Source organism: Candidatus Hodgkinia cicadicola, from assembly GCF_002774925.1.
Genome location: NZ_CM008790.1, coordinates 22,521 through 47,884, shown reverse-complemented (window position 1 = coordinate 47,884; position 25,364 = coordinate 22,521). Strand labels below are relative to the sequence as shown.

Annotated in this window: 22 protein-coding genes and 2 rRNA genes; 10 read left to right on the top strand and 14 right to left on the bottom strand. The window is 34.3% G+C overall.

The annotated features are described in order from the left end of the window. Positions 1-481: 481 nt before the first annotated feature. Positions 482-1,513, bottom strand: coding sequence for a ferredoxin reductase domain-containing protein (locus tag MAGTDC_RS01480; RefSeq protein WP_192573024.1), 1,032 nt, complete (start codon positions 1,511-1,513; stop codon positions 482-484). A 94-nt stretch (positions 1,514-1,607) separates the two neighbouring features. Between MAGTDC_RS01480 and MAGTDC_RS05435 the strand changes: the two genes are divergently transcribed. Further along, the gene (locus MAGTDC_RS05435; RefSeq protein WP_278046905.1) at positions 1,608-1,757 is read left to right on the top strand and encodes a hypothetical protein; all 150 of its coding nucleotides are present in this window, start codon (positions 1,608-1,610) and stop codon (positions 1,755-1,757) included. A 796-nt stretch (positions 1,758-2,553) separates the two neighbouring features. Here MAGTDC_RS05435 and MAGTDC_RS01470 read toward each other — a convergent pair. Then, entirely contained in the window at positions 2,554-3,114 is a 561-nt protein-coding gene (locus MAGTDC_RS01470; protein WP_146656747.1) for an exonuclease domain-containing protein, read from the bottom strand. A 2,862-nt stretch (positions 3,115-5,976) separates the two neighbouring features. Here MAGTDC_RS01470 and MAGTDC_RS05430 point away from each other — a divergent pair. After that, positions 5,977-6,108, top strand: a complete 132-nt coding sequence (locus MAGTDC_RS05430) for a hypothetical protein (RefSeq protein WP_278046904.1) — start codon at positions 5,977-5,979, stop codon at positions 6,106-6,108. 324 nt (positions 6,109-6,432) lie between these two features. Here the strand turns inward: MAGTDC_RS05430 and MAGTDC_RS01460 are convergent, their stop codons facing one another. After that, positions 6,433-6,810 carry a 6,7-dimethyl-8-ribityllumazine synthase gene (locus MAGTDC_RS01460; protein ID WP_146656745.1) on the bottom strand — a complete coding sequence of 126 codons (378 nt, stop codon included), beginning with the start codon at positions 6,808-6,810 and terminating at the stop codon, positions 6,433-6,435. An 889-nt stretch (positions 6,811-7,699) separates the two neighbouring features. Here MAGTDC_RS01460 and MAGTDC_RS05425 point away from each other — a divergent pair. Beyond that, the gene (locus MAGTDC_RS05425) at positions 7,700-7,831 is read left to right on the top strand and encodes a hypothetical protein (protein ID WP_278046903.1); all 132 of its coding nucleotides are present in this window, start codon (positions 7,700-7,702) and stop codon (positions 7,829-7,831) included. A gap of 2,734 nt (positions 7,832-10,565) precedes the next feature. On the opposite strand, the gene MAGTDC_RS05870 is transcribed toward MAGTDC_RS05425, so the two are convergent. Further along, entirely contained in the window at positions 10,566-10,766 is a 201-nt protein-coding gene (locus MAGTDC_RS05870) for a translation initiation factor IF-1 (RefSeq protein WP_146656744.1), read from the bottom strand. 380 nt (positions 10,767-11,146) lie between these two features. On the opposite strand from MAGTDC_RS05870, the gene MAGTDC_RS05420 reads away from it, so the two are divergent. Continuing rightward, positions 11,147-11,272, top strand: coding sequence for a hypothetical protein (locus MAGTDC_RS05420; RefSeq protein WP_278046902.1), 126 nt, complete (start codon positions 11,147-11,149; stop codon positions 11,270-11,272). 210 nt (positions 11,273-11,482) lie between these two features. Next, on the top strand, positions 11,483-11,632 hold the full coding sequence (locus MAGTDC_RS04475; protein WP_192573023.1) for a hypothetical protein: 150 nt from the start codon (positions 11,483-11,485) through the stop codon (positions 11,630-11,632). Between the two features lie 139 nt (positions 11,633-11,771). Here MAGTDC_RS04475 and MAGTDC_RS01450 read toward each other — a convergent pair. Continuing rightward, a 23S ribosomal RNA gene (locus MAGTDC_RS01450) occupies positions 11,772-14,479 on the bottom strand. A 163-nt stretch (positions 14,480-14,642) separates the two neighbouring features. After that, a 16S ribosomal RNA gene (locus MAGTDC_RS01445) occupies positions 14,643-16,163 on the bottom strand. The 16S and 23S rRNA genes sit together here, the layout of an rRNA operon. Before the next feature lie 487 nt (positions 16,164-16,650). Between MAGTDC_RS01445 and MAGTDC_RS04470 the strand changes: the two genes are divergently transcribed. The 3 genes from MAGTDC_RS04470 to MAGTDC_RS01440 all read left to right on the top strand — a co-directional run bounded on the left by MAGTDC_RS04470 (position 16,651) and on the right by MAGTDC_RS01440 (position 17,396). Further along, entirely contained in the window at positions 16,651-16,818 is a 168-nt protein-coding gene (locus tag MAGTDC_RS04470; protein WP_192573022.1) for a hypothetical protein, read from the top strand. 121 nt (positions 16,819-16,939) lie between these two features. Then, complete coding sequence (locus MAGTDC_RS05415) at positions 16,940-17,062, top strand: hypothetical protein (protein WP_278046901.1); 123 nt, start codon at positions 16,940-16,942, stop codon at positions 17,060-17,062. Between the two features lie 43 nt (positions 17,063-17,105). Continuing rightward, positions 17,106-17,396: a hypothetical protein gene (locus tag MAGTDC_RS01440; RefSeq protein WP_192573021.1), complete on the top strand. Its 291-nt coding sequence runs from the start codon at positions 17,106-17,108 to the stop codon at positions 17,394-17,396. Between the two features lie 436 nt (positions 17,397-17,832). On the opposite strand, the gene MAGTDC_RS04465 is transcribed toward MAGTDC_RS01440, so the two are convergent. Further along, positions 17,833-17,994: a hypothetical protein gene (locus MAGTDC_RS04465; RefSeq protein WP_192573020.1), complete on the bottom strand. Its 162-nt coding sequence runs from the start codon at positions 17,992-17,994 to the stop codon at positions 17,833-17,835. Between the two features lie 11 nt (positions 17,995-18,005). Beyond that, positions 18,006-18,263 carry a hypothetical protein gene (locus MAGTDC_RS01435; RefSeq protein ID WP_146656742.1) on the bottom strand — a complete coding sequence of 86 codons (258 nt, stop codon included), beginning with the start codon at positions 18,261-18,263 and terminating at the stop codon, positions 18,006-18,008. A gap of 1,358 nt (positions 18,264-19,621) precedes the next feature. Between MAGTDC_RS01435 and MAGTDC_RS04460 the strand changes: the two genes are divergently transcribed. Next, complete coding sequence (locus MAGTDC_RS04460) at positions 19,622-19,774, top strand: hypothetical protein (protein ID WP_192573018.1); 153 nt, start codon at positions 19,622-19,624, stop codon at positions 19,772-19,774. 379 nt (positions 19,775-20,153) lie between these two features. Here the strand turns inward: MAGTDC_RS04460 and MAGTDC_RS04455 are convergent, their stop codons facing one another. The 3 genes from MAGTDC_RS04455 to MAGTDC_RS04450 all read right to left on the bottom strand — a co-directional run bounded on the left by MAGTDC_RS04455 (position 20,154) and on the right by MAGTDC_RS04450 (position 21,678). Continuing rightward, complete coding sequence (locus tag MAGTDC_RS04455) at positions 20,154-20,291, bottom strand: hypothetical protein (RefSeq protein WP_192573017.1); 138 nt, start codon at positions 20,289-20,291, stop codon at positions 20,154-20,156. Between the two features lie 122 nt (positions 20,292-20,413). Then, entirely contained in the window at positions 20,414-20,599 is a 186-nt protein-coding gene (locus MAGTDC_RS01430) for a hypothetical protein (protein WP_192573016.1), read from the bottom strand. 863 nt (positions 20,600-21,462) lie between these two features. Next, entirely contained in the window at positions 21,463-21,678 is a 216-nt protein-coding gene (locus tag MAGTDC_RS04450; protein WP_192573015.1) for a hypothetical protein, read from the bottom strand. 417 nt (positions 21,679-22,095) lie between these two features. Here MAGTDC_RS04450 and MAGTDC_RS05410 point away from each other — a divergent pair, with 417 nt between their 5' ends. Beyond that, positions 22,096-22,227 (top strand): hypothetical protein, encoded by a 132-nt coding sequence (locus MAGTDC_RS05410; protein WP_278046900.1) that lies wholly within the window; start codon positions 22,096-22,098, stop codon positions 22,225-22,227. Between the two features lie 720 nt (positions 22,228-22,947). Here MAGTDC_RS05410 and MAGTDC_RS01425 read toward each other — a convergent pair. The 3 genes from MAGTDC_RS01425 to MAGTDC_RS01420 all read right to left on the bottom strand — a co-directional run bounded on the left by MAGTDC_RS01425 (position 22,948) and on the right by MAGTDC_RS01420 (position 24,335). Continuing rightward, the gene (locus tag MAGTDC_RS01425; RefSeq protein WP_146656740.1) at positions 22,948-23,346 is read right to left on the bottom strand and encodes a hypothetical protein; all 399 of its coding nucleotides are present in this window, start codon (positions 23,344-23,346) and stop codon (positions 22,948-22,950) included. Positions 23,347-23,390: 44 nt separating this feature from the next. Further along, positions 23,391-23,567, bottom strand: a complete 177-nt coding sequence (locus MAGTDC_RS04445; protein ID WP_192573014.1) for a hypothetical protein — start codon at positions 23,565-23,567, stop codon at positions 23,391-23,393. Between the two features lie 381 nt (positions 23,568-23,948). Beyond that, on the bottom strand, positions 23,949-24,335 hold the full coding sequence (locus MAGTDC_RS01420) for a PLP-dependent aminotransferase family protein (RefSeq protein ID WP_192573033.1): 387 nt from the start codon (positions 24,333-24,335) through the stop codon (positions 23,949-23,951). Between the last annotated feature and the right edge of the window lie 1,029 nt (positions 24,336-25,364).

Sequence of the window (25,364 nt, the reverse complement as noted above, 5' to 3'; positions counted from 1 at the left end):
TGGAATGAAGAAGAGGTGAGAATAATAGTGATGAACGTGAATAGTGATGAAATGAATTGGTAAATTTAATAGTAAATGGATATACAGAATTTAAATACTACATATTGTTTTAAGGTACATTAATATATGTTTTGTAGTAATAAATCTGATAATGTTAATTATAATTTAAAGAAACAACAAGTAGACACCACAACATGTTGATGTTGGAGGTTGGCCGTATATTTTGTTTGTTGTGGGTTGGTTTTTAAATTCGTAGAGAATTGAACAGATTTATATTAAATGATTTAAACCATCTTTAATCGATCAGAGTTATTTTGTTGGTATGTTGTATCAATGTTGAAAACAACTAGATAGTTATGGATATCAAATTGTTGTTTAATAGTTGTATTAAATAGGATTAAGATTATAGATTAAACTGATTTTAATCGTGGTTCATTGAATATATTATGGCCATTGGTAAATGTAAGTGAACTATCAATACCTACTTTGATGGAGTTATAATGTGTTGATGACGTGGGTTGTAGAGGAAATGATGGGATATCGAACATTTTAAGTTAGACAATGTCTTAGATTTTTTGTTTGAATCATTCATTTTTAACCATTTTAATAAGCTGTTAAGCTTTGAAAGTACTTCAAACGTTTGATCAATTAATATCTTTTCGTATATAAAATCACTTGGATAACGTGTACTTCCTTCGGAATAACCTAATGATCTCAACAGATTCACAACATCCAATGTTGTTTGTTTTGATCCACATACCATAAATCTATCCATCTTATCAAAATTATATGTTCTTAGATCAGCTATAAGTGTTCCGGATTTTATTAGCCATGTTAACTCACCAGAATATGGATATGGTTCATGTGTTACACTTAGATAAATTCTTAACTTGTTCTTTGCATATGGTTTAACTCGTGGTTCTTGTCTTAATTGTTCCAGTTTATCATTAAGATATTCTAATTCTCGGATATATTTACAAGTTATAACTACTATAACTTCGTTGAAGTTGGCATATGTGTTTGGTTCAGATATTATACTGTTAACAGCTGCTATTCCGATGTCTGTACATAATAGGAATAAACGGTTACCTGGTTTCAATGTTTTGATGGTCAAGGATCCTGATGGTTTCTTCTTAATTATGATTGAACTACTAGTGGTAATCATTTTGAGGAACGATGTGAACAAATCATTCGGTACTACCATTGAATAAAACTCTAACTTGTTAGCTCATGTTGGGTTACATATATAATAGTCTCTGAATATTAATTCACCTCTGATTATTAATCCTAATGTTACATACTCACCGGGTTTGAATTTTATTGTTTTTAATCTTTTGGTTGTGAAACTGAACGATGAATCTGTATAACGTTTGACTTCCAAGACCGATGCCAAAGTATACTCTTTTGAAGATATCACTTCGTTGTAACTGCATGTCACTGACATCGATCCAATGATTGATCTTTGGTTCTTGGTTAACGAGTTGTTCGTGTTTGTTGTTAACATTTTGGTCAATGTGATATTGAGGTTGTTATAGATATGTAATTATAATTTCATTTGTTTGAAAAGCCATTCAACACACTGCTGGACGTTTGAACCATGTAGGTTATTGCTTCGTTGTTATATTATTAATATTGATTATAAATCTATAATGGTGTTGGTATTGGTTATCTGAACCATCAGTGTTGGAGTAATGTGTGGACGTTTGGTTTTAGTACCAATAAATGTTGAATATGAGGTGGAGGTTTGAGTCGTTTAACAGTTTAATAGGTTGTTTCTTAAACTAACAAAGATGTGATTTTAATGTAGAGGTTTAAAGTACTACTAATAAACTACGATCCTATAAATACATAAATATATGGGTAATGTTGTTAAACTTGTCGATGATATTCTTAATTAGTCATTCATGTTTGTAATAATTTATAACATGTGTGGATCTTATCTTATGATGAAATGTATGAATTTACCAATGTAGTTTTGATCGGAGGATTGAAGTCTTGAATGGGTAAACAAATACTTTAATAAAGAACCGAACAACCGTTGTTGTTACTAATCGGATGGAGATGGAGATGATGGTACAACGTTTAGGTAGGTTCGGAAGGATATCTTTTGAGATATTTGTTGAAGTATAATAAGTATTATGTTGGATTATTTGATGTTTGGGATGTGGTTTATGATGATGGGTTGTTTTGACCACATCTTGTTCATTTCGTTGTGATAATCGGTGTTTAGAGATTGATTGAGGTTTGGTTTTGGAAATTTTGATCACTATCATGGAGGTAGGTGGCATGGATCTCATGTCATTTATCTTCGGTTTGTTAAGTTAACCACTAAAATGTTGTGGATATTGTTATGAATTAGGGTTTGAAGAGGTAGAGACGTTTGGATTTCAATTCATCTTAGTTCAAGGTTGTATCTTTATGTATATCGGTTGGTTTAATTGATTTTAACAACGTGAAGTGGTGGTTTGAAGTATGTTTGAATTGAGATGTTTAGGAGGTAGTATTTGCTTGAGTTATAAGAGATGGAATCCATTAGAAGTAATAATTAACTTGTTACTTAGATTTTGGTATAGATTTTTTTGTTGTATCTGAACACATTAAATTGTATATTGTCAATAGGTTTTCACAATCTTTTATAGCACTGTGTAATAGTCCGTTTGGTTTTAATTTGTATCGTTTACATAGAACTGCCAATGAATTAGGTTTACCTGGAAATAAATTTCTTGCTAATTTCAATGTGTCAATTCACTGATTATTTGGTATACAGGTTTTTCCTATCCGTGTTAATTCATTATTTATCATAGTAGCATCAAAACGGGCATTGTGAGCTATTAATGGTTTATCTTTGATTAATTCTAAAAATTGGTCAACGTGTTCCTTGAATTTTGGTTTAGTACTTAGGAATTCATTTGTCAATCCATGGATTGCTGTGGCAGAAACATTGACCTTGACAGGAGATGGATCAAAATAACTATGAAAGATCCTAGATATTCTTCCATTTACTACTTCGATTGCAGCCAATTCGATAATTCTATCATGTTTTAGACTTAAACCTGTTGTTTCTGTATCGATTACAACCTTGCAGGTGTGTTCGTTTTGATGATTTATGTTCATTGTTTTTGTTGTTTTTTTATAGGTTGTAAGAAAAAATGGGTATGACTTGATGTAAGTATATTTTGATGATTTGTTGAGGTAAATAGGTATGATTCTTATAGTTTAAAGCTAAAATGTATTGAAATATCGAAGGTATGTTTCGGATGTATAGAGTCATTGATGATGGATGTATATGTTTGTTTGTTTGGAGATAGATTTGTTCGATGAATTGGAGTTATTTAATGTAGATGGTGTTCCGATGAAGTTTGGCATATAACTATCATACCATAGAAATGTAAATGTCAGTTGTAACGACTTTTAACGTTGTTTAATTAAGATTTATAGGAGATATGTTAAGATTTTAATAATGGTACAATTTTGTAACCAACTGAGAATATGGGTTGTAGATGTCAGATGAATAACCTGATGTTTGTTCGGAACAGGTCAGATGTTGCAGATATTAGGTTGGAATTTTGTTGTTTAATAGGTATCAATCAAGTATTAGATTAAATTAATAGTAATATTCAGTAGAACTTGATATGTGTTTCAATGATGTAATATAAACATCCGTTTTATCTGTTCTTAACATCAATCAGCCTACTATTATTAAATATAATTTGATTGTAACTGATATCATGATTAAGATTTTGTTGTTATTCAAGAATGGTCAAATGTTGACACGGTTGTTGTCTTGATATGTTAGTATGGTGTTGGTTATAGAGTTTGGGTAAGAATATAATATTAGGAGGATTGGTGGATAATGAATTGTTGGTGGTCGTTTGTCTTGGGTGTTTGATAAGGAATATAGGTTATTGTTACAGATTTATGTGAATTAATCATGTTTGTAAGTAATGGTTGGAAAATGTTTAAGATGTTGATGTGTTGGGAGGTACGAACCGATTTATCTGAGGATTAGAAGAAATAACCATGTTGGTTTGTCAATGAAGATTTGAAGGCATGTTGGTTAGTAATGTCTGAAGGTAACAGTTGTTGTGCTTGAGAGGGTGTTAAGGTTAAACAGAAGGGGAGAAATTTAATGGAATTATAACATCAAGGAAGGACAAGAAAAGAAGAGGGTATAGAGGTGAGTATTACAACAATATTGATGCGGTTCTGGCTTGATGATGAATCCTTGGAGATTAACGAGGTAGTTGTAAGGAGTTTTTTCGTTAGGTTTGTTAGTTAATTAGTTTGAAGTATTTAATTGATGGTGATTAGGAGGTTGATGGTTTAATTGTTTGAGGTTTAAGAGGATTAGATGTAAGGAGTGTTTTATTAAATTAATTAGAAACTTTGAATTGATAGGGTAAATGGTTACAGGTTGTAACTTGTTTTGTTGAAAGGTATATTGAAATGAATTTGTTAACTTAGGATGGTAGATGTGTGAAGAAGACATCAACATGATGTTGGTTGATAAATGTGGTTGAATTGGTAGCTAATATGGATGAATGTGGTTACCATGTTTGAATTAAACGGAATGTTTGGAGGTTTGGATGGATTAGTTGTTTGACATGTTTAGATTAAACTATTGTTGGTTAAAGATTAAAGTATGGAGGTTGTTTTGTTGGATGATTTGATGTCAGTTGATATTTGTAGGATGGATATTAGTATGCTTGGTTTGGGATCTGTCATGATGTTAAGAAAGGGATAAGATAAAAGGTTAAAACAGTTGTGGGTTGTTGGTTGGATAGTAGTGGTTGGAATTGTTGATGATGGGTGTTGGAGTTAATAAGAAGTATAAAGTAATTGCTTTAGTTTAGTATGAGATTAATATTGAATAATGATGATGATTATTGAGGTTAGAAAAGAAATGTGAACTAACGTAGAAGAGGTGTATGGATGTTGGGGTTTGGTATGAGATGTTAGATGGTCTTGGATGTTGTTATAAGTTTTGTGAGAGGGGTGGGTTCGGATGTTTTGATTAAATTTATCGATGTTATTGATGGTTGGATTTTGTTAAATAGATTGAGGTTATTGTTCTTTTTTTCATTATATTTTAACAGTTCGTAGTTTGGTTGGATGTTTGATTTTAACCAGATGTTGTCATCTATTTGAATAAAGGAATAGAAGAGGTTACTTTGTTTGTTGGTCGCTTAAAAACTAATGGTATTTAAACATGTTATTTGTCTATTAAGTATTAGACTTGGACGTTTGGTCTTAACCGTGTAATACTAATATGGAGATGGTGTGTTTCATTATGGAGTCATAACATGAGTGGCTGTGAATAACAGGGTAGTTTCATCTGGTAGAAATATGGATGTTACTTTTATGTATGATTATATGTTGGTTTTTTGGAGTTGTTTGTTTAATCTTATGATTTAAGTATTTATATATAATTCATTTGAGGTTATTAAAGCTATGGTCACCTTATGTTGGTGATCAACCTTAGAGACCTTGTTAATAACAGGTTGTTGAGATTTGATGTTAATTTTGTTGTGTATTTCTAATTGAAGTTGATATTTTTAAGAGGTTTTAAGTCGTTATGTGTTAAGTGTTGGATACCATGTTACAACGTTGTGTTCAACGGTTAGGTTAATCTTGGTTGGTGAGAAACGGGTAAATTGTTGTAAGATGTTAGTTTCAATGCTTTAGGTGGTAGTCTGTTCAACCGATGATAAATGGTCTTAAGAGTTATATACGTTTTAGAGGTTAGTATAGTTATGGTTTAAATGGAGTTGTGTCTGAACAGGTTGAAAATAGATTATAACGAAGGAGGAGGTGGAGGTTTGAATTCGATGTATAGAGAATAGGTAAGATATTATCTCTAAAGGTTTTATCTTTCTAGTAGAAAACAGACATACAGATTGTTGTATGTGGGTGTTGGTAAGGTGGCATGTTGTTGTGGTTTGTTGGTCAGTAACGGTATAACGTTCGCTTAGCATGGTGGTTTTGATGTTGATTATTTGTTTTAGATTCATTGCTATTAAGTATTATCGGATCAGTAACATGTATGTTTTGTTATGGGTTTGGGATGTTGGTAATTGACATGGATTGATGGTGCTTTGAAATGGGTAGGGTTTGGAGTTAGTGTGTCAGATTTGGATGATAAGTTAATATAAATCTTGGTGAATGTTAGTTCATTTGATGGGTTCAGATGATGGAGTTGGGAATCGGATAAATATGAACAAAAACAACGAAGTAATGGATGTTTTAGACTGATGATTTGGGTTTAAATATTGTTAATATTGATGTATCTTTAGATTAATGGATATGGTTAGAGGTTCATGAATGAGATGATGTCAGTTAATAAGATGTTTAAGGATAATGGTTGTTAGATGTTTTAAAATGACTGGAGATAATGATGTTGATGTGTTAAGTGATTTAGAAGATGTTGAGATATTAGACCAAAATCAACATGGTTGATCCTATTAGACTTGCTACTGGGTATAAAATTGATGTGTTATCCAAGTTAATTACTTTTAATCAGGCTTGTTCTGGAGTTTCGGAAACAAATACCATGTTTACTATTGGATAGTTGATTAGAGTTTGGTAACACGGTCTTGCTATTCATTTGTAGTGGTTGGTGGTATGTTTTATCGAAGAACCTAAAACAATTATTGCATGATACTTTGAAGAACTTTGACTAATTAACCATTCTAGTTCGAAAATACCATAGTATCATTGGATCTCATAGGCAAATATGTCTTTTATTGATTTTATTGCTATGTCTAAAGATAGATCTGACATGAATGTGTTATATCTCGAACTTAATATCAAAACTGTTGGGAATCGAGTTATGAATAACATTATTGAATTAGGATCATAGGTAATGATATTGGTGGATAATGGAGATGATTAAATAAGATGTCAAAGGTTTGATTTGTAATTAATGTTGAAGTTATTTGGCTAATATTGTAAGAATTGATGGATGAGTTTAACATGGATGGTTTTAGTAATTGAATTAAAATATTGTAGTAATGATGGAATTCTGGTTTTTTAATGAATGAGGTCAGTTTCGTTGGACGAACTGCTAATGGTAATATGAGATTACTCGGTTTTATCTTAGATCAGATGATGTTTGGATGTTTGTAAGTATTTTTGGGGAAATGGTGTTAGAAGCCAACGTATAGATGTCATAAGTAGGAAGGGTCATTGGAGTTGCTTTGTTATTGGTTTGTTTTGAAATTAATGTGTTTAAGTAAGAGGATTGGTTTTGGTTTTTTTGTTGGTTGATAGGAATTTTATGTTGGTTTTATACTTCTTTAATGTTAATATCGAGTATTAGATACAACGTTGGTAAGAAAAAAGAATAGGTTCGATAAGTTATTTTTTTTGGTAGGTAACTATCGGTCTAGCATTTGGAGTAAGGTTTGGATCTGATCTCTAGACTTAATAGGAATTAATCACTTTGTTTCAGTGGCATCTTTGATTTTTTTGGATGATATTAATCTAAAGTTATTGGATTAGAGAAATCATTATTGGTATACCAGTTGTTTTTTTCTCTAGAAGAAGTGTTTAGATTGGGGTGGCAATTAGTATTTTTTTGTTGTTCGAAGGTTTGGTTTATATATAGATGTAATATCTTTAGAATTTAGATGATGTTACTTGAATAGAAGGGTTAGTTATAGTTTTTATATTGTTCAGATGATTTATTACCATAAAATTAATGTCTGTTATTGCAGTAAGTGTTGGATTTAAGAGATCAAGAACATTTAAACGTTTAAACATGAATTCTAAGGTCAGAATTGTTAGAGGATTGAATACCATGAGATTTAGATACAGGATGTTGGAACAGTAGAATAGTTATTTGATGTAATTACCATACATTTGACTATGTGGTGGTTTAATTAAGGATGGTAACAACTGCAATCATGTAGTGATAGTATGGATTCAAGTGTAATGGAACGGGTATTTAAATAACATCCGTAGGATTTAACTTGATAAGAGATATATATATATTTTGTTTGGTTTTTATATGAATTTATAATACGAATAGATTATAATTAACTGTTGAATATGTTGGTAATTTGATGTATTTAACTATGAGGATTTATATATCCTTGATTACTTTATTTAAATCCGTTATGTCAGATTTTTTTTGATATTAATATGTTTATCCTAGATTTTGAATAAAATTTATATAACTTACAAATTGCTAGATGTTATTTTAATTGGTTGTTTGTTTTATTTTGATGTTGATTACGTATAATTTGGAATAGAGGAGATATAAGTTGAAATGAGCTTATATGCCTATGAACAAGGTGATCTCTATATAAGTCGATTCAAATTTTATACTCTTCGTTGGATTGGTTATTGACAAGTATTTACAATTGGTTAATCAACAACCGAACACGTGCAGTTTAAGCAATGGGATGTTGTTAATTTGTTTGTATTTTAGATGTTGATAGTATTAATCGACCGTTTCTCTAAATATCAGAGAACATAAGTGAAGGTTGGAATCAACCTGTTTGTAGGTTAATATTAGAACCATAGAATCAAAGTTATTAATTTAAGATAATTTATTTGTTGAAGTCAGGAATTAATTGTTTATTGATAATTACGGATGCTTTAATTGGATGTTCAAATTGTTAACTAATTTCTTTCAATAACCGATGTATAAATAACCAATTTTAGGAATAAACATGTTATAAATGTTGGTTCGTTGAGATGTTTAAGTTAATTCTTTATTCGGTGTTTAAATAAGACAGGATGTTGTGGTTTTGTTTAAGATGTTGTTTAGTATGTAAAAATAGGTATTATATAATCTTATTTCTATCTCATTTTATTTGGTTGGTTATAACAGATTCTTGGTGTTTTAATGGTTTCTAGGATAATATCTCCATCCGTTGTATTATGTTTGGAGATTTGTAAGTTATTGGTTAGTTTAGATTGGAATAACGGTTACCATTTGGAATAACGGTTACCATTTGGAATAACGGTTACCATTTGGAATAACGGTTACCATTTGGAATAACGGTTACCATTTGGAATAACGGTTACCATTTGGAATAACGGTTACCATTTGGAATAACGGTTACCATCTGTACGTGTTGCTTAAGTTGTTTATGATCAGATTTTTTGTAACAATCTGGTTTCACTTGTTTTATAACGACTGCTGTTAATAAGTTCGGTCAAAAATTATATGTGAACGTTTGTTGATAAATGTGACGATGTGGTGATGTTTATAGTCGATGAACATTGGACATGAGATGGAAAACACATAACATGGTTGGAATCAATTAAAGAAAATAAGAGCTTATGGTAATTAACATGATAAGAAAATAATTGAAATCCTTGAAGTAGGGATATTGGCTACTTAGAATTATAGTTTTTTTGTTGTTAAAGATGTGATGGTAATCCTATGATCGTTGGTCGTAAAGATTACTAAATGGTTTGATGATGTTGTTGTATTAGAAATTTTATTGATAGTATTGAGATATATATTGACTAGGAATCAACGAGATGGGTAGATCTTATGGGTGGTGATAGATAAATGGTTAAAGCCATAAATTATAATTACTTTTAGAAATGTTTGGATAAAGATTGGTTGTCAAGAAATGTTGAGAGTGTTTATAGTGTGATGAGATTAATGGGATTAATTGATTAATAGGTCATTGGATGTAATAGGTCATTGGATGCGGTTAGTTTAAAATCCGGATGAAAATAAAGGTATTACTTCCTGTAGAGATCAGTTTGAGACGATTCGAATTACTAATCTGAAATTATATAACTTATTCTATAACAACATATATAAGCAGGTTATTGGACCAACAAGTGGTTCTTGTTTTAGTAATAATATATTAGGATGAATAAATTGGTTGTTTAACGCCTTGCTACTAATTTTCTTTAGAGGATTTGGTTTGATGGTCTTTGTTAAAATATGTTAACATCTAAATAGCTGTTTTGTTGTGGGTTGTTTTCGGTTTTTTATGTTAACGTTGTTGGTGGTTGGATTTTTTTAAAAAGAACAGAATATTATGAATTGGTTTTATTATATGTAACATCTTGTTGTTATATCGTTAGAACAATAGGTGGTCATCGCTATGATAATTATTATTAGAAGTTTTATAATGTTTAATAGTTGGTTTGTTTATAAGAATCGTGAACAGGATTTGTAATTATTTATATTAGTTTAAATGTTGATTAGAGTTAAGTAAAATATGTCAAGAAGTTTGGTTATATCCGTAAGAGTTTATAAATGGTAACCATCATGTTTATTCCTGTTCCATCGTTAATGAATATGTCCAATACTTTGATGATCACGGTGTAGGATCTGTTAAGATTTAGGATTAAATTTATTAATAAAACTTATCCACGATTAGATCGGTGTATCTGTGTTTGATAGTGGTTTTAATGATAACATGGTTATGATTAGGTTAGTAACATACAAAGGTACAGTGATGTCTATGTTAGATATTAGGTTTATATGTAGATTGGAATACGATGGATGTTAATGTTTACGCTGGAGCCATAGATCGGGTTTTTGTTGTGGTTGTATCTGTGTTGTTTTCGGTCTTAAATAAGTACCTATCTTAAAGTTTGTATTTAAATATTATTTGTCCTGTGTTGCTGTGGCAACGAACCAAAATTCTGTCACCAACCAGTAACTTAACTCTTCTTAGTCGTAGCTTTGTTGATACACTTGCTACAATTTCGTTATTAGAATCTAATTTAACTCTAAACATGAGACTTGGTAACGTTTTAGTTATAATTCCGGTAATGTTATTGGACATTGTTATACCTATGTACTGTTGTTACATTATGAGGTTTTATTGGTCTATTAAGAGGCCAACGTCCATGCATAATCACTAATTGATGATAACGATTGTGACTCACTATGTTAATAACATGGGTTCTTTGTCATCTAAATCCAAGACCATTGGTCTTCGAATAGGAACATAGATCGTTGGATTTATTAATAACAACATAGATAGGGTCGATATATAATCAACTGATGGTTACAATGAGGTTGGGTTTTACAATGAAGATTGAACTAGTAGAGTTAATAATGTTTTCTCGTTTTTTAAGAAAAAAGATATATCTCAAAGATATTAGGAATAATGATTAGATGATTATTTTGGTTGTGGTTTGCAACGTTGTGTTTATCTTTAACATGGGTGTTGGGTTTACGTTTGGTAGTCATGTGTTGGAATCGTCATATGATTGGTTGGGATGAGAACCATGTTCTGTGGATTTTGTTGAAAGATATATCCTGATAGCTTTGATGGAACGGTGGTAACTCAATGATTCGGAGTTTGTTTCTAGCAACAACAATAGGGTTTATGTTTTTTTGTTTAGTTTGGTTATAAGTTTTAAGTATTTTAATGATGAATATTATCGAAGAATACCATGATATGCTGGTTGTTGGTGTGTGGGTTAGAGAGTAGAGAGAACGGTGTTTAACGTTATAAATGTGGCTACTTGGTAGCATGGAGGTTGTCATAGAGGTTTGGAGGTTGATGTTTGGATTGGGATGTTTGGAGGTATTCAAGGGATGGGAACAGGGAGGTCATGAGGAGGGTTGTTTGAAGAAATGATTCAGGGTTGGACCGAACGTTTGCTTGCTTCGGATGTTGGATCTGAGGTCGGAGGTTGTTAGTTTGGACGTTTTGATGGGTTGAATAATGAGTACGGATCTCCTTAGAGGAGATTGATGGCTTGATAACTGTTGGTTTGGATCGTACAGCTCCATCCCTCCCTGTGGGGGAGGGTTCCAACAGTCTAACTTGAACATACAGGTTGTTATTGCTTTTGAGATATTAGTACCAGTTAGCTGAGCATGTTGCCATGCTTACACATCTGGCCTATCAACGTGATGGTCTGTCACTTCTCTTAATAGAATGTTTGTTTCTAGGTTGGCTTCCGGCTTAGATGCTTTCAGCTGTTATCCGTTCCATACTTAGCCATCCTGCCATGCCGTTGGCAACGACAACAGGGAGACCAGAGGTATGTCCATCTCGGTCCTCTCGTACTGGAGACAGATCCTAATCAACATTCTTACACCCACGGCAGATAGGGACCGAACTGTCTTGCGACGTTCTGAACCCAACTCACGTACCGCTTTAAATGGCGAACAGCCATACCCTTGGGACCTTGTTCAGCCCCAGGATGCGATGAGTCGACATCGAGGTGCCAAGCAGCTCCGTCGATAAGAACTCTCAGGAGCTATTAGCCTGTTATCCCCGGCGTACCTTTTATCCGTTGAGCAACGTCCCTTCCACATGGATCCGTTGGATCACTATGACCGACTTTCGTCTCTGCTTGACATGTCTGTCTCGCAGTCTAAGCAGGCATATGCCATTGTACTCTACTGACGATTTCCAACCGTCATGAGCCTACCTTGTGCACACCTCTGTTACCTTTTAGGAGGTGACCGTCCCAGTCAAACTACCCGCCTTGCAATGTCTTGCTTCAAGAATAACATGACAGTAATCAGATGTTATTTGGGAATTGAATGGTGTTTCATTGGCAACTGGAATTGGACCTGAATCCAATTGTCATCGTTATACCATTTACGCTACGCGATAAACCAAATTCACATCAATACAAGGTTGCAGTAAAGGTGCACGGGGTCTTTCCGTCTTGCCGCAGATACCCCGCATCTTCACGGGGATTTCAATTTCACTGAGCTTGTGCTGGAGACAGCAGGGAAGTCGTTACGCCATTCATGCTGGTCGGAACTTACCCGACAAGGAATTTCGCTACCTTTGGACCGTTATAGTTACGGCCGCCGTTTACTGGGGTTTGGACCAGATGCTTCGAACATCCGGAGTTTCACTTGCCAGCACCGGGCAGGCGTCAGACTCTATACGTCATCTTACGATTTGGCAGAGTCCTGTGTTTTTGATAAACAGTCGCTTCCCTCTTTTCAGTTACACCTGGGTTTGGTTACCCAAAGCAGGTTATGTTTGTTCCGAAGTTACACATACAATTTGCCGAGTTCCTTCAGCACAATTATCTCAAACACCTTAGTATACTCTACCCAACCACCTGTGTTGGTTTGCGGTACGATCAAAGATTTCCAAGCTACTTCCTGTTAACATCCGAAGTGCTAATGTCAATCCGATAAGACATAACACATCTCTTGTTAAATCACTTGGAAAAGGCTCACGAATATTAACGTGATTACCATCGGCTATGCGTTTCCGCTTTACCTTAGGGATCGGCTAACCCCATTCGGAACATCCTGGAATGGGAATCCTTGGTCTTTCGGTGTGAAAGGTTCTTACTTTCAATTATCGTTACTCATGTCAACATTCTCGCTTCCGATGCCTCCAACAACCCTCACGGGTTGCCTTCCATGGCCTACGGAATGCTCTGCTACCACATTGCTCGGTTGGCAATGTCCTTGACTTCGGTACTGAACTTAGTCCTGTTACATTTTAGACTCAACCATTCGTTAATCAGTGAGCTGTTACGCTTTCCTTAGATGATGGCTGCTTCTAAGCCTACATCCTGATCGACATTGGATGGTTGTTATCTTTTTCACTTAGTTCAGATTTAAGGACCTTGATCGAAGGTCTGGGTTGTTACCCTTTCCACCATGGACGTTATGCTCATAGTGTGTTTGTTGATCAATTACTCAAAAAGATATTCGGAGTTTGGTTGAACTTAATATAACTCTCGTTATACTTACCCATCCAGAGCTCTACCCTCTTTTGAGATCAAATCAACAACCTACCTACATAGGTTTCGCAGAGAACCAGCTATCTCCGAGTTTGATTGGCCTTTCACCCCTAACCACAGATCATCCCAGTGTTTTGCAACACACACGGGTTCGATCCTTCAACAGAGTATTAATCGGTCTTCAATCTGTCCATGGTTAGATCACTCGGTTTCGGGTTTGAAGCTGCAAACTTGTTGTTTGCCCTTTGTGGACTCGCTTTCGCTTCGCTTTTAATATGTTTAAATATAAGCTTCGCTTGCAACAGCAACTCGTTGACCCATTATACAAAAGGTACGTCGTCAGGTCTTTGGACCCTCCGACTGCTTGTCAACATCCGGTTTCAGGATCTGTTTCACTACCCTGTTCGGGATTCTGTTTCACCTTTCCCTCACGGTACTAGTTCACTATCGGTTGTATCCATATATTTTGGCTTAGAAGGTGGTCCTCCTATCTTCGGACGAGATTCATCGTGTCTCGTTCTACTTTCTTTCGATAACTACTAAGATGATATTGGGCTTTAACCATTACTGCTTACTATTCCAAGTAACCATCAGGTTTAGTGTTATCATAATAGCCATGATCCGCTTTCGTTCGCCACTACTAACGGAATATCTTGAGATATGTCTTCCTACAGGTACTAAGATGTTTCAGTTCCCTGTGTACTGAGTTTCGATGTAGAATTCGTTTCCTACAAATAAACTGTTATGGTTCGTTTTGGTTCCCATAAACCTTTCAATGGATATACCTAGGCATCCACCGGATGCATTACTATCAGCAACTAACATCTATAATCCATTTTCCATTAACATAAAATGATCTGAAACATGGATAGGATAAAAATCTATAAGGATTTAATTGCTTTATCAACAACATCGGACCAAAATCCGACATCTTGACAATATCTCAGTTAATTTCTGTTCAGTCTATAACTAAAGACTTCTATGTTTGTTGTTTTCAGCCACAGGTTCACCTACGGCTACCTTGTTACGACTTCACCTCGGTCATTTACTCCATCTACGTTCCTTGTAGGGAACTTGAAACAGAATAAACTCCCATGGTGTGACGGGCGGTGTGTACAAGATCCGAGAACGTATTCACCGTGGCATGCTGATCCACGATTACTAGCGATTCCTACTTCATGTACTCGGGTTGCAGAGTACAATCCGAACTGAGACAACTTTTTGAGATTAGCTCCACTTCACAGTATTGCGGCTCTTTGTAGTTGCCATTGTAGCACGTGTGTGGCCCAGCCCATAAGGGCCATGATGACTTGTTGTAATCCTCACCTTCCTCCAACTTGCGTTGGCAGTCCTCATAGAGAGCCACTCATTACTTGTTTTCGGCAACTATGAGAGAGGGTTATGCTCGTTTTAGGACTTAACCATACATCTCACGACACGAGCTGACAACAGCCATGCAGCACCTGTTTAAGGTATTCTTACGTTGTAAGTGGCATGTTATTTCTAACATGTTTAACCAAAAATGTCAAGGGCTGGTAAGGTTCTTCGTGTAGCTTCGAATTAAACCACATGCTCCACCGCTTGTGCGGATCTCCGTCAATTCCTTTGAGTTTTAACCTTGCGGTCGTAATCCCCAGGCGGAGTGCTTAACGCGTTAGCTGTACAATCAACGAAATATGTGCGGAACATATGCTCTGAACATATAATCGCTTAACTGTTAGCACTCATCGTTTAGGGCGTGGACTACCAGGGTATCTAATCCTGTTTGCTCCCCACGCTTTCGCACTTTTAGCGTCAACTTAGCATGATGATCTGCCTTCGCCTTTGGTACTCCTCCAAATATCAACGAATTTCACCTCTACACTTGGAATTATGATCACCTCCACCAAGTTCTTAGTTAAACAGTCTTAACAATTGCTATGGAATTGGGTTCCAAGATTTAATTGTTAACTTATAAAACAGCCTAAATGCTCTTTACGCCCAATAATACTGAACAACACTCGCTCCCCTCGTATTACCGCGGCTGCTGGCACGAAGTTGGCCGGAGCTTATTAACTAATATTATCACTATTAATTATTAGCTTAAGAGTTTTACAATCCGTAGATCTTCATAAATCACTCATGCGGTATGGCTGGATCAGGCTTCCGCCCATTGTCCAATATTCCTCACTGCTGCCCTCCTTAGAGAGTTGGGCCTTGTCTCAGTCCCAATGTGGCTGTCCGTCCTCCCAGACCAGCTATAGATCTTGGCCTTGGTAGGCTTTTACCCCACCAACTAGCTAATCTACCGCAAGCTCATCTTGTTCCGAATATATTCTTTACCTGTTGCAGGAATCATACGTTATTACTTTAAGTTTCCTTAAGCTATCCCGTTGAACAAGGTAGATTCTCACGTGTTACTCACCCGTTCGCCGCTAACAACCTGTTGAGGTTGTCCGCTCGACTTGCATGTGTTAGGCCTACCGCCAGCATTCGTTCTGAGCCAGGATCAAGCTCGAATTCTAATCACTAAAACATTAGTCATATATCTCTACGATATACATCATGCCAACGAGGCATGTACTTTAAAATGTTTCAATAACGCGCATGTGCGCGTATAAACATTAATAAACTAATGTAAAGTAATGTGAAGATATTTTTAATCTTCATGTATGTAGTGATGCTGATTAGGTAACTGTCAAGTTTTTATCACCACTACAACTTTACATTGGTAACCTATTTAGTCATTAACCTCTGGTCGGATCGATTAAGGTAACAAGATGGTATTAAGATCACCATTAGGTGTGTATGTACCAATCCCTTGAGATAGGATGTTGATGTTGCGGTCTTGTTCGATGGTGATCAGTTAGACCGAACTCGTTTCCTTGTTGGAAGCCGAGTTATCATCTGTTTACTTGTTGATAGTCGAGAGGTGATAATCGAGATGAAGCATGACAGAATCGAATTGATGTTTGGTGTTGGTTAAGGTTTTAGAAGTCCATTGCCAACGTGATGTTAAAGTTCCAAAAGTTTGTTGAACCCGCACCATGTTGTTCCGAAGAAATCGAATGGATGTTTCGATGTAAAAGTTCCATGGGTGTTTGTTCAAGGCTTAACAGATGTATCGGTCTAGAAATGTTAGAACTCATCTCACTTAGGCTCGATGAGGAGATCATTTAAAAGGTTCGAATGTTTTTAGCCAGAATCAGAGGTTGACTTATTTGAGCCAATTGAAGGCATGGATGTTGTTAGTTTCGAAGTAATGAGTTGTTAATTTTAGATGGTTTAGTATAACACCCCGATGGGTGTTCATCGAACATATCAATGCTTATCAGATAATGTTGGGAAGCGGTTCAAACGTTTGGACGTTGGAATCGAAGATGGGTTAATCAGTTATTTAAGTCAGATCAGGATTACAGATTAGGAGAGTGAAGACCTCTGCTGAGGTCCATTGTTTATGAAGGTGGATGTTGGTAAGCACTATGGTAGGTAAACGGAGTTTAAGTTCGAAAACTTTAGATCGATGTCAGTTCGGATGGGACCCTCAGGTCAAATCCCTCATCTGGATGCATCCCTTTGTTTGGGATGATCATCGGGATTTGAGTTGCCATTCCTATCTTAATATTCGAGGAATTTTGGCAACGTCCATACCCTTCGGGTCGAGTGTTACTCAGATCGTTGGTTGTATGTTTTGGCCCCATGGAGAGGGGCATCGGAACATGAAGGATCGACTGAAGTCGGATCTACATCGTTGTTAACTGCCATTTAAGCGCAACAAAATGACACTGAATCATGATATCTAATAACATATAATGGTATGGATTTTGTCAGCGATTTTGTTGCTGATGGCAGTCCATTAATAGAGATGCTGGCTCTGCCAGCCTGAAGTTAACCAGTTCGCTAACATGCGAGCAACGTTGGTGGGATTTTGTACTCGCATTTGGATGCTCACTGGATTAACTTAGAGAACCATTCTCCGATTAACAACTTGAACCATTTATCGAAGTAACATTTCAATCCATGGACGTTGGATCGGTCATATCTCTTATACCATCCTCTACTCGATAGTTAACATTATGTTGTTAGCCGACCGATTAATAGGTTCTTAATAATAATTCCGATCTACTATGTTTGATCAAAGATCCGATACTAAATCGTAGCTTATATTGGTCAAAAACCAACAGTCAACTAGATCTAAAATCAACGTTTACATCCCTCTCATAGAGTATACTTTATCTCGATATTATCTCGTTGATCTCAGTCTCAAGAAGGAACAGATCCATGTACATTTCTGTTTTTATATCGACAACTCTGGTTTCAACTCATCACTATTACTACCGAAACACCATGAACCATCTCTTATCGATCTAATCACAATCGTTATCCACGATGTTAATAATATCAACTCTAACAGAATCATTTCGAACATGTTTAGTTAAAACTATTACCATTTTGTTACTCCATGAATTAGACATTACATTGAAACAAACAAGGTGGGATTTTGATCACTTTGTTGGCTTGGTTCTTGGTCTTCGACGTGTTAAACTTACAACCACCCGCATATATTCAACTCGGATATAACAATTACTACACCTTATTTCAACATCTACATTGACATAAAACATATTAACAAGGAACACTTGCAACAGGTGTTTCCAACTCCTTCTCTATCATAACTACTTGAACAACATCTGTCTTGTTTATATCCTTAAATACATTTAAACTTCAATACCACTATGTTAATTCCAATTAAAGAAATAACCAGATATCTCAAACGTTACCTTGTTGTTACATTAGGGTGGTTTTTGTTAATCAATTTATAAGTTATAACCATTAGATGTGTATTAGAATATCTTAGTTATTAGATGAAGAGTTTAAAGGTTCGATAAAAAAACAACCTCTAAGCATAATGCTTAAACCGTTGGTACAATGGTATGTTGTGGATAAAAACCAGATGCAGATACTACAGGATTTAAAGATTATTCTATAACATATTTCACTTGTTTTGTACTTACTTCTATCAACTGATAGCTTAATAACGATTTATTGTTATGTTTTAATTTCATAAACTTACATCCAACATTTACGATATCCTGTCATTGTAAACAACATAGAGTCCGATCAATTAAACATTTATCAACAACCAAATGTATACAGAATTGTTACTTCAATTAAGTTTATATTTATCCACCACGTTGTCAACACCGATACCTCTTAATCGATAGCCGAGGTTTAGGTTTAATATATAAAAATATATATATATATACTTCCATTGATGTTGGACATGTGACCATCATAAATTCGTGGGTTTAAGACTTCCGATCTACACATTGTTGTGTTTCTGTCTTTCGGATACGATTAGCAACAATAGGTATACTTCTTACCTTTTTAATTACCATAACTCACTTATGGCATCACATATATATGTCACTTTATAATATAAACATGTTTAATGACATGAATTTAAGATTACAATTGATGTTATCAAACGGGTAGATGATCATTAACCAACAAGATATACATGTTTTTTTGTTGTAAATAGAAACTTATTTAACTTATGTTCTAATCATGGGGATAATAACTTTAATTTCAATGAACATTGGTTCATTATACATTTTAAATATTTAACCAATGGATTATAAAAATTGTATACCTATCTCCGAGTCTAAACGTTGGTTTGTAACAACATTTTGTTTGATTTTGTTCGTAAATGAATATTGAAATTGTTATTAATTCCAACGGTGATTACCAATTAGTTTTTATCAATTTATTCATAACATTTGGTTAACAAACGTTCGAACTTTGATGACATCACTTCAATGTGGGTACAGAAATAACATCCTCACTATCGATTCCTTTCATGTGTTCCACATAGAATAATCAATCATGGTTTATTGTGTTACTACCTGTGGTTTTTATTATTAAATCAACATGGATCAAGTCATATCTTAAGATTATTTGTTTAAATCAAATTCATGGAACCGTGTACGTTGAGTCTGCTCAATGAGATTGAAGACACTTCGGATATAAGGTCACTTGGTATATGACGAATAATTTAACACGAATAAGAGAATACAGAATTGTATGGCTTGAAGCCAACAGATTGACAACATATATGCCAAACACTATGAAGTAATCGATTAATTAAACCACATAGATCTTATATGACTTGTAGAACCTTCAATTTCGTTGGTAAAGAAGTATCGATAACAACATTTATAATCAATTAACAGGATTAATGGCATGGACGTTGGTTCGTTGGAACGAATTGATGTAAATAGATCAACAAGTAAATGGATGATGGTATGATAAATGGTAGTAATAAATTAGATTAAATATATGTTGTTAGAACATTGAAATGGGTATAATACTGGTAATGTTAACATACAATTTATGGATGATTGTCCAAGGATGTATGATATTGATGTTAATTTATGGACATATTATATATGGAATCGGAATCTATATATACAAATGATTCATGATAATCGGATCCTTATGTTGATTCTGTGTTGTTAAACGTTGCCAACCCCATTCCAACAACCAATACAAGTAACAGATGTTGTCTCGTTTAATGTTATTTCAACTACTTTAACAAGATCGATAATATCTAATGTTATTAAATCATCAACGTTGTGTACCTTCAACATCATGTCCATAGACAATTAAGTTTTAAGTTCCGATTTCTATTTTAATGTTAAATCAGGATACATGTTACTATCTGTGATTACTTGTTTGATAGGAATAGCTAACGATTTCTTGGTAATATTCAGGTCTATCATGTTGATCTGTATTCGGAAGCTCAATGTTTAGTCTCTTTGAAATCAGAAAACAAAACTGTACCATCACCAATAATAATTCCATCATGGATTGATGATCTGATGTTATCCAATATATCCTCTGCCTTGTTATTCTTATCTCTTTGATTTCAATTTCAACTGATCCATCTACCATCTACCATGACCATTTAATCAGTCAATCTTACCAACCGTTACATGTGATTTCTTCCTCTCATACTCCGATTTAACATCATCTTGTTGTTGTTTGTCTGTTTTGTTTTAGTTCTTAATTTTGGTTTTATAATTTAACTCATCGATGATGGTGGTAGTACTTTTACCAACAATTATTCGTACTGCTTTGTTACATTTTAGTGATGGTAATATCTTTCAACTCCAGATCCTAAACCCTCATTGATTACTTAAACATCGGTCAACAACAATACACTTTCTAACATCTGGTGCTTGTGGTTATCAGAACTCGATAGTTTAATACTAATAATTTTGGTTTCTTTATCTAAATCTATTCAACAATAAAGTCAATTAACACTCCACTTTCAGTGACGTTAGCAGTAAACTATAAAACTTTTATCTACCCATGATGTAAATTCGTAAATACAACCAGATGTGGTTTAATACTTGTTGTTTTTAATCACAAGTCAAAGCATATGGATGTTTGAAACCATAGTCGTTCCTTTGGACTTAAGATAGAGTATTCTGAAACATATCTCCCATCAAATCTCATCCCATCAACCAATTCTAAATCAGATTACAAGGTTCCGTTCCTCTACAATAACCACACCATCAGTTACCTACCTGTTGTTAACATCTTATCGATGTCCATCCTTAATCACTTCTATTGCCATTGAAACAACCATTCTAAACTGAATAATATTATCTGATCCAATCTACAACCTTATAATCGAATGAGATTAACTCGGTTCCAACATCTCTGTGTTTGAACATTGGACAATGGGATTAAATTCTTATCACCATCATGGATATTTCACTTGTTTTAACAACCCTTGGTTATTTTGAAACTGTTTGTTTACCATCAATCGAGTTTATTCAGTTTTAATCACTTCATTAGTTTCAGTTTAGTACCAGAATTTATAATTAGATCGATGTAGTAACATGGATTGAAATATCATGTGCATGAATACTCCATTGAATTTTGATATAACCTCATGGCCGGATTTATATTCATTGAGGTAATCGAAGGAATAAAGCTTTGAATTGTCGAGGATGAACCAAAAGTTCACAATCGTTGATGTTCAATTAGTAAGAGTCACTTCATTTGATTTAACAACACATGTGATGGAGTTAATTTTTTGTACCATTAATATGGATGTAAAGTTCTACATTTGATCGTGTTATCAAGATATTCAGTTAAATACCAAGAATCACTACATCCACATCATGTGTTAATAACTTGTTAATCAAGGATGATTGGTCATAGGTTATCCTTTGATAGAATACATACAACCGAATAGCTGTTCAAATATACCTACATAATTTTATCGATATCTCAGATCATTGATGTGTTCAAACATGTATGGTTATTAAACGTATTGACTTACATAAGTGAATCTGATTGTTGTTTTGAACTTACGTTTAGTTCTGTTATTAACAACGTTTTATATTCAATTCCGATAACAAATTACAACGTTTGGTTCGGATGATGGCAACCTTGGATCAGGTTATCGATACATGATCAATGGGATCAAACGGTTGTAAACTATCGATGTTACTGCTACCAATCTTGGGATCGTTAACATCGTACTATCGAAGTATTTCAGAAAACAGAGATTAACGGATACAAGTTATGAACGGGTAGCAGATGCATCGTAATCAGCTATCGGATGTTGTTGATTTGATAATGTTAGATATGGTTTGGTTATCAGTTGATCTTTAACAGATATATCATAAATTATACTCCGAACATATCTATCATGAGTATAAACTTCGGATCTTTATCATCACTAAATCATTCTGATCACGTTAACACCTTCATCGAACAACCTCCGAACCAACATACATGTACCTTTATCTATTACCATCGTTATAATCCGATTAATCATTTCATTGACCATGATTTATCACTTGATTAGTCATTATGTTGTTGTATCGATATAAAATTACTACCATCAACATCCAGTAGTTGCCATCATCATCTCCGATCTGTTCATTGATCCCATATTCACTGATCTTACCATCACCTCGTTGTTATCATCTCCACTCCCATCACCAATACTTCACATTTAACCGTCATTATCTCAAACATCCGTTGGCACTATTACAAACTCATGGTATAAACCACTACAAGTCATCTACGGTCGGTAACAAACAAATGAACCAAGAACATCAAATCCAGTACTAGTCACTTACATCTCTTTAACACCTATGTTGTATAATTTTTAGTTCCTAGCAGATCAAACGTTGGTATCATAATATGTAAACGTTATATTAAACATGGTTACATTCGTGTTAACATCACTTCGAAGTATCAGTTCACTGGATCTTGTGGTCGTTGTTATGAATGTTTATCTAAACTGATGGAATTTAATGGAGTAATCTCGTATGTCCATTCATTTCGGATGTTTCTATTAACCAAGATAATACTATTGCCATATACATCATACTTCTTAAAACAAAACCAATCGTTACACCGATCATTAAACACTCACAACATTATCATGTAACCTTGAGGTTGTGTTATCAGATCTCGTAATTCCATCATATCGAATCGTTGTAATTCTACATGAATATCGGATATAACATAAGCTTGTGTTCAAGCTTCGACCTCGAAATAACTTCCTGTTTGTTGCCAACGGTCAGATATATTCATCGAACAATTCATTGTTACCGCAACATCCGATCTATTAATCAGATGTAATATAAAATCTAATATTACCTGATAAGGGTAATACATCCACTATCATGCTGTAAGTTTTAGCCAATTACTAACACCACATGTTAGTCTTCTGGAATATTAACATCTGTTATCATATGGGAATCGATTATCTTATATCTTTCAAAGAAGCCAATGATGGTTCTAACACACGATGAATTTATAATGTTAAATGGTATTCTTTTAACTTCTAATGGAAGATCAACCATTGACGATTTCAAATTATTAACAGAACCAACCATAAACTTGAATAAATCTTTAATTATGTCAGATAGATAAACAACAATCTTGGTTTACTTGGACGTTGTGATTAATCAGATACTTGTTTATAAGATCCAACATTTATGTTCTTGTTTTCATCTCAAGTGATAGTGATACTCCACCTTTATAGTGGTTTTATCTCCAACAAATCATCAGTTACCATGTTAGTTACCCTCTTAAAACTCTCACTTTGTTCGATCCTCTCGATGTTCATGCTTACGTATCCAATCTCAAAACAAGAAGTGATATTAACATGATAATAGATCATTCGGAATGTTTTTTGTTCAACATGATGTAACATCGGTCCAACAAAGAGGTCACTTGTTTATTAGTAATTCCGAAGCTCTTTTAATCTACTATGATTAAGTGATTATATGTTCTATTCGAAACAATACCTGTACTTCATTGTTCTTGAATCGGTCAAACATGGCTTTAGCGTTATCAACTACAGATCTTGTTCATGTTTTGTTATCATCTTGTTGTTTTTCGAAGAGTACCATTGTCTTAACAGCTATAACATCCATCATCGGTCCATCTCGTAATCATGGAAATAAATCATCGGATATTCGATTAAATGATTCTCGATTGTTCAATAATATCAAACCATCATGGAGTCCTCTCAAGGACCTATGTGTTGTAAGTGTAACAATGTTGTAATGCTCGATTGGTGAAGGTTGTAGTCCGATGACAATTAGATCAGCAATGTGGGAACCGTCAACAAGTAAAGATGAATCAACTATATCAACCACTTTTCTGGAAAGATTTTTAATCTATTGTTCATTGGATATGAGGTGGAACCGATAAATTATAAGCTTCGGTCCATGCCTTATGGCAACGTTTAGAACCTCATTCATGTTGATTGTACCAGTTTTAAGATTAATACCATATGATATACTCTTGAATTACATTCCGGATATATTCACTACCGATCCATGTGTTAGATGTTCACTATATTTAAAATTCATTGTCATAGTTGTATCTCTTAGAAACAGAAATGCCAACATTACTGCTCGATTTATTTGGCTACCAAAAATGTGTTTGAACGTTGGTATACTTGTATTTAACCAAACGTTTGGTTCGGTCTATTACCATCCTTCTCTAACTCATCAGCAAACCTACAACCCTCCATAATACCTACCTCCAGGATAACCTTCATGTATATTTATCGATGAAAACATTGGGTTGTATTCTTATAACAACTTCGAAGACAAGTGTCTCTGAAGCTATATAGAATCGAACTTGTGACTTGTTTAATGACTTCGTTTTTTTTCAATATCGATTCGAGTAAAACATCATGTGGTAATGAACTTGTTTTATAGATTAGATTTATCATGATAATATCCTGTGTTTACTCGTTGTTACTTTAGAGATATTATGGTTAAGAACCAGTCTCACATCTGTTATGCCAACATTATTCATCGGTTGAATATAAATCATTCAAATGTTGGTAACTGACATGTTGTTAATGGATACTTTGGTCGTTGATAACAACATTATGTTTAATTATAATCTCCGATCGAATTAAGACATAACGAGATACTGATTGTATATGTTTATCACTTTGAGTTAACAAACGATGGGTAATTAATACAACTGATTGATGGATTGTAATTTGATGTTCAATATTACTGATTCTTACTTGATGTTACCACCTTTGTTCCATGTTTAGATCTAGAATTCGATCTACTTTCAACATAGATCAAACCTAATAAACATCCTAACAAAATGGTGTCTAATCCTTAGTAAATTCTACACACACCAACACAAATACCCACATA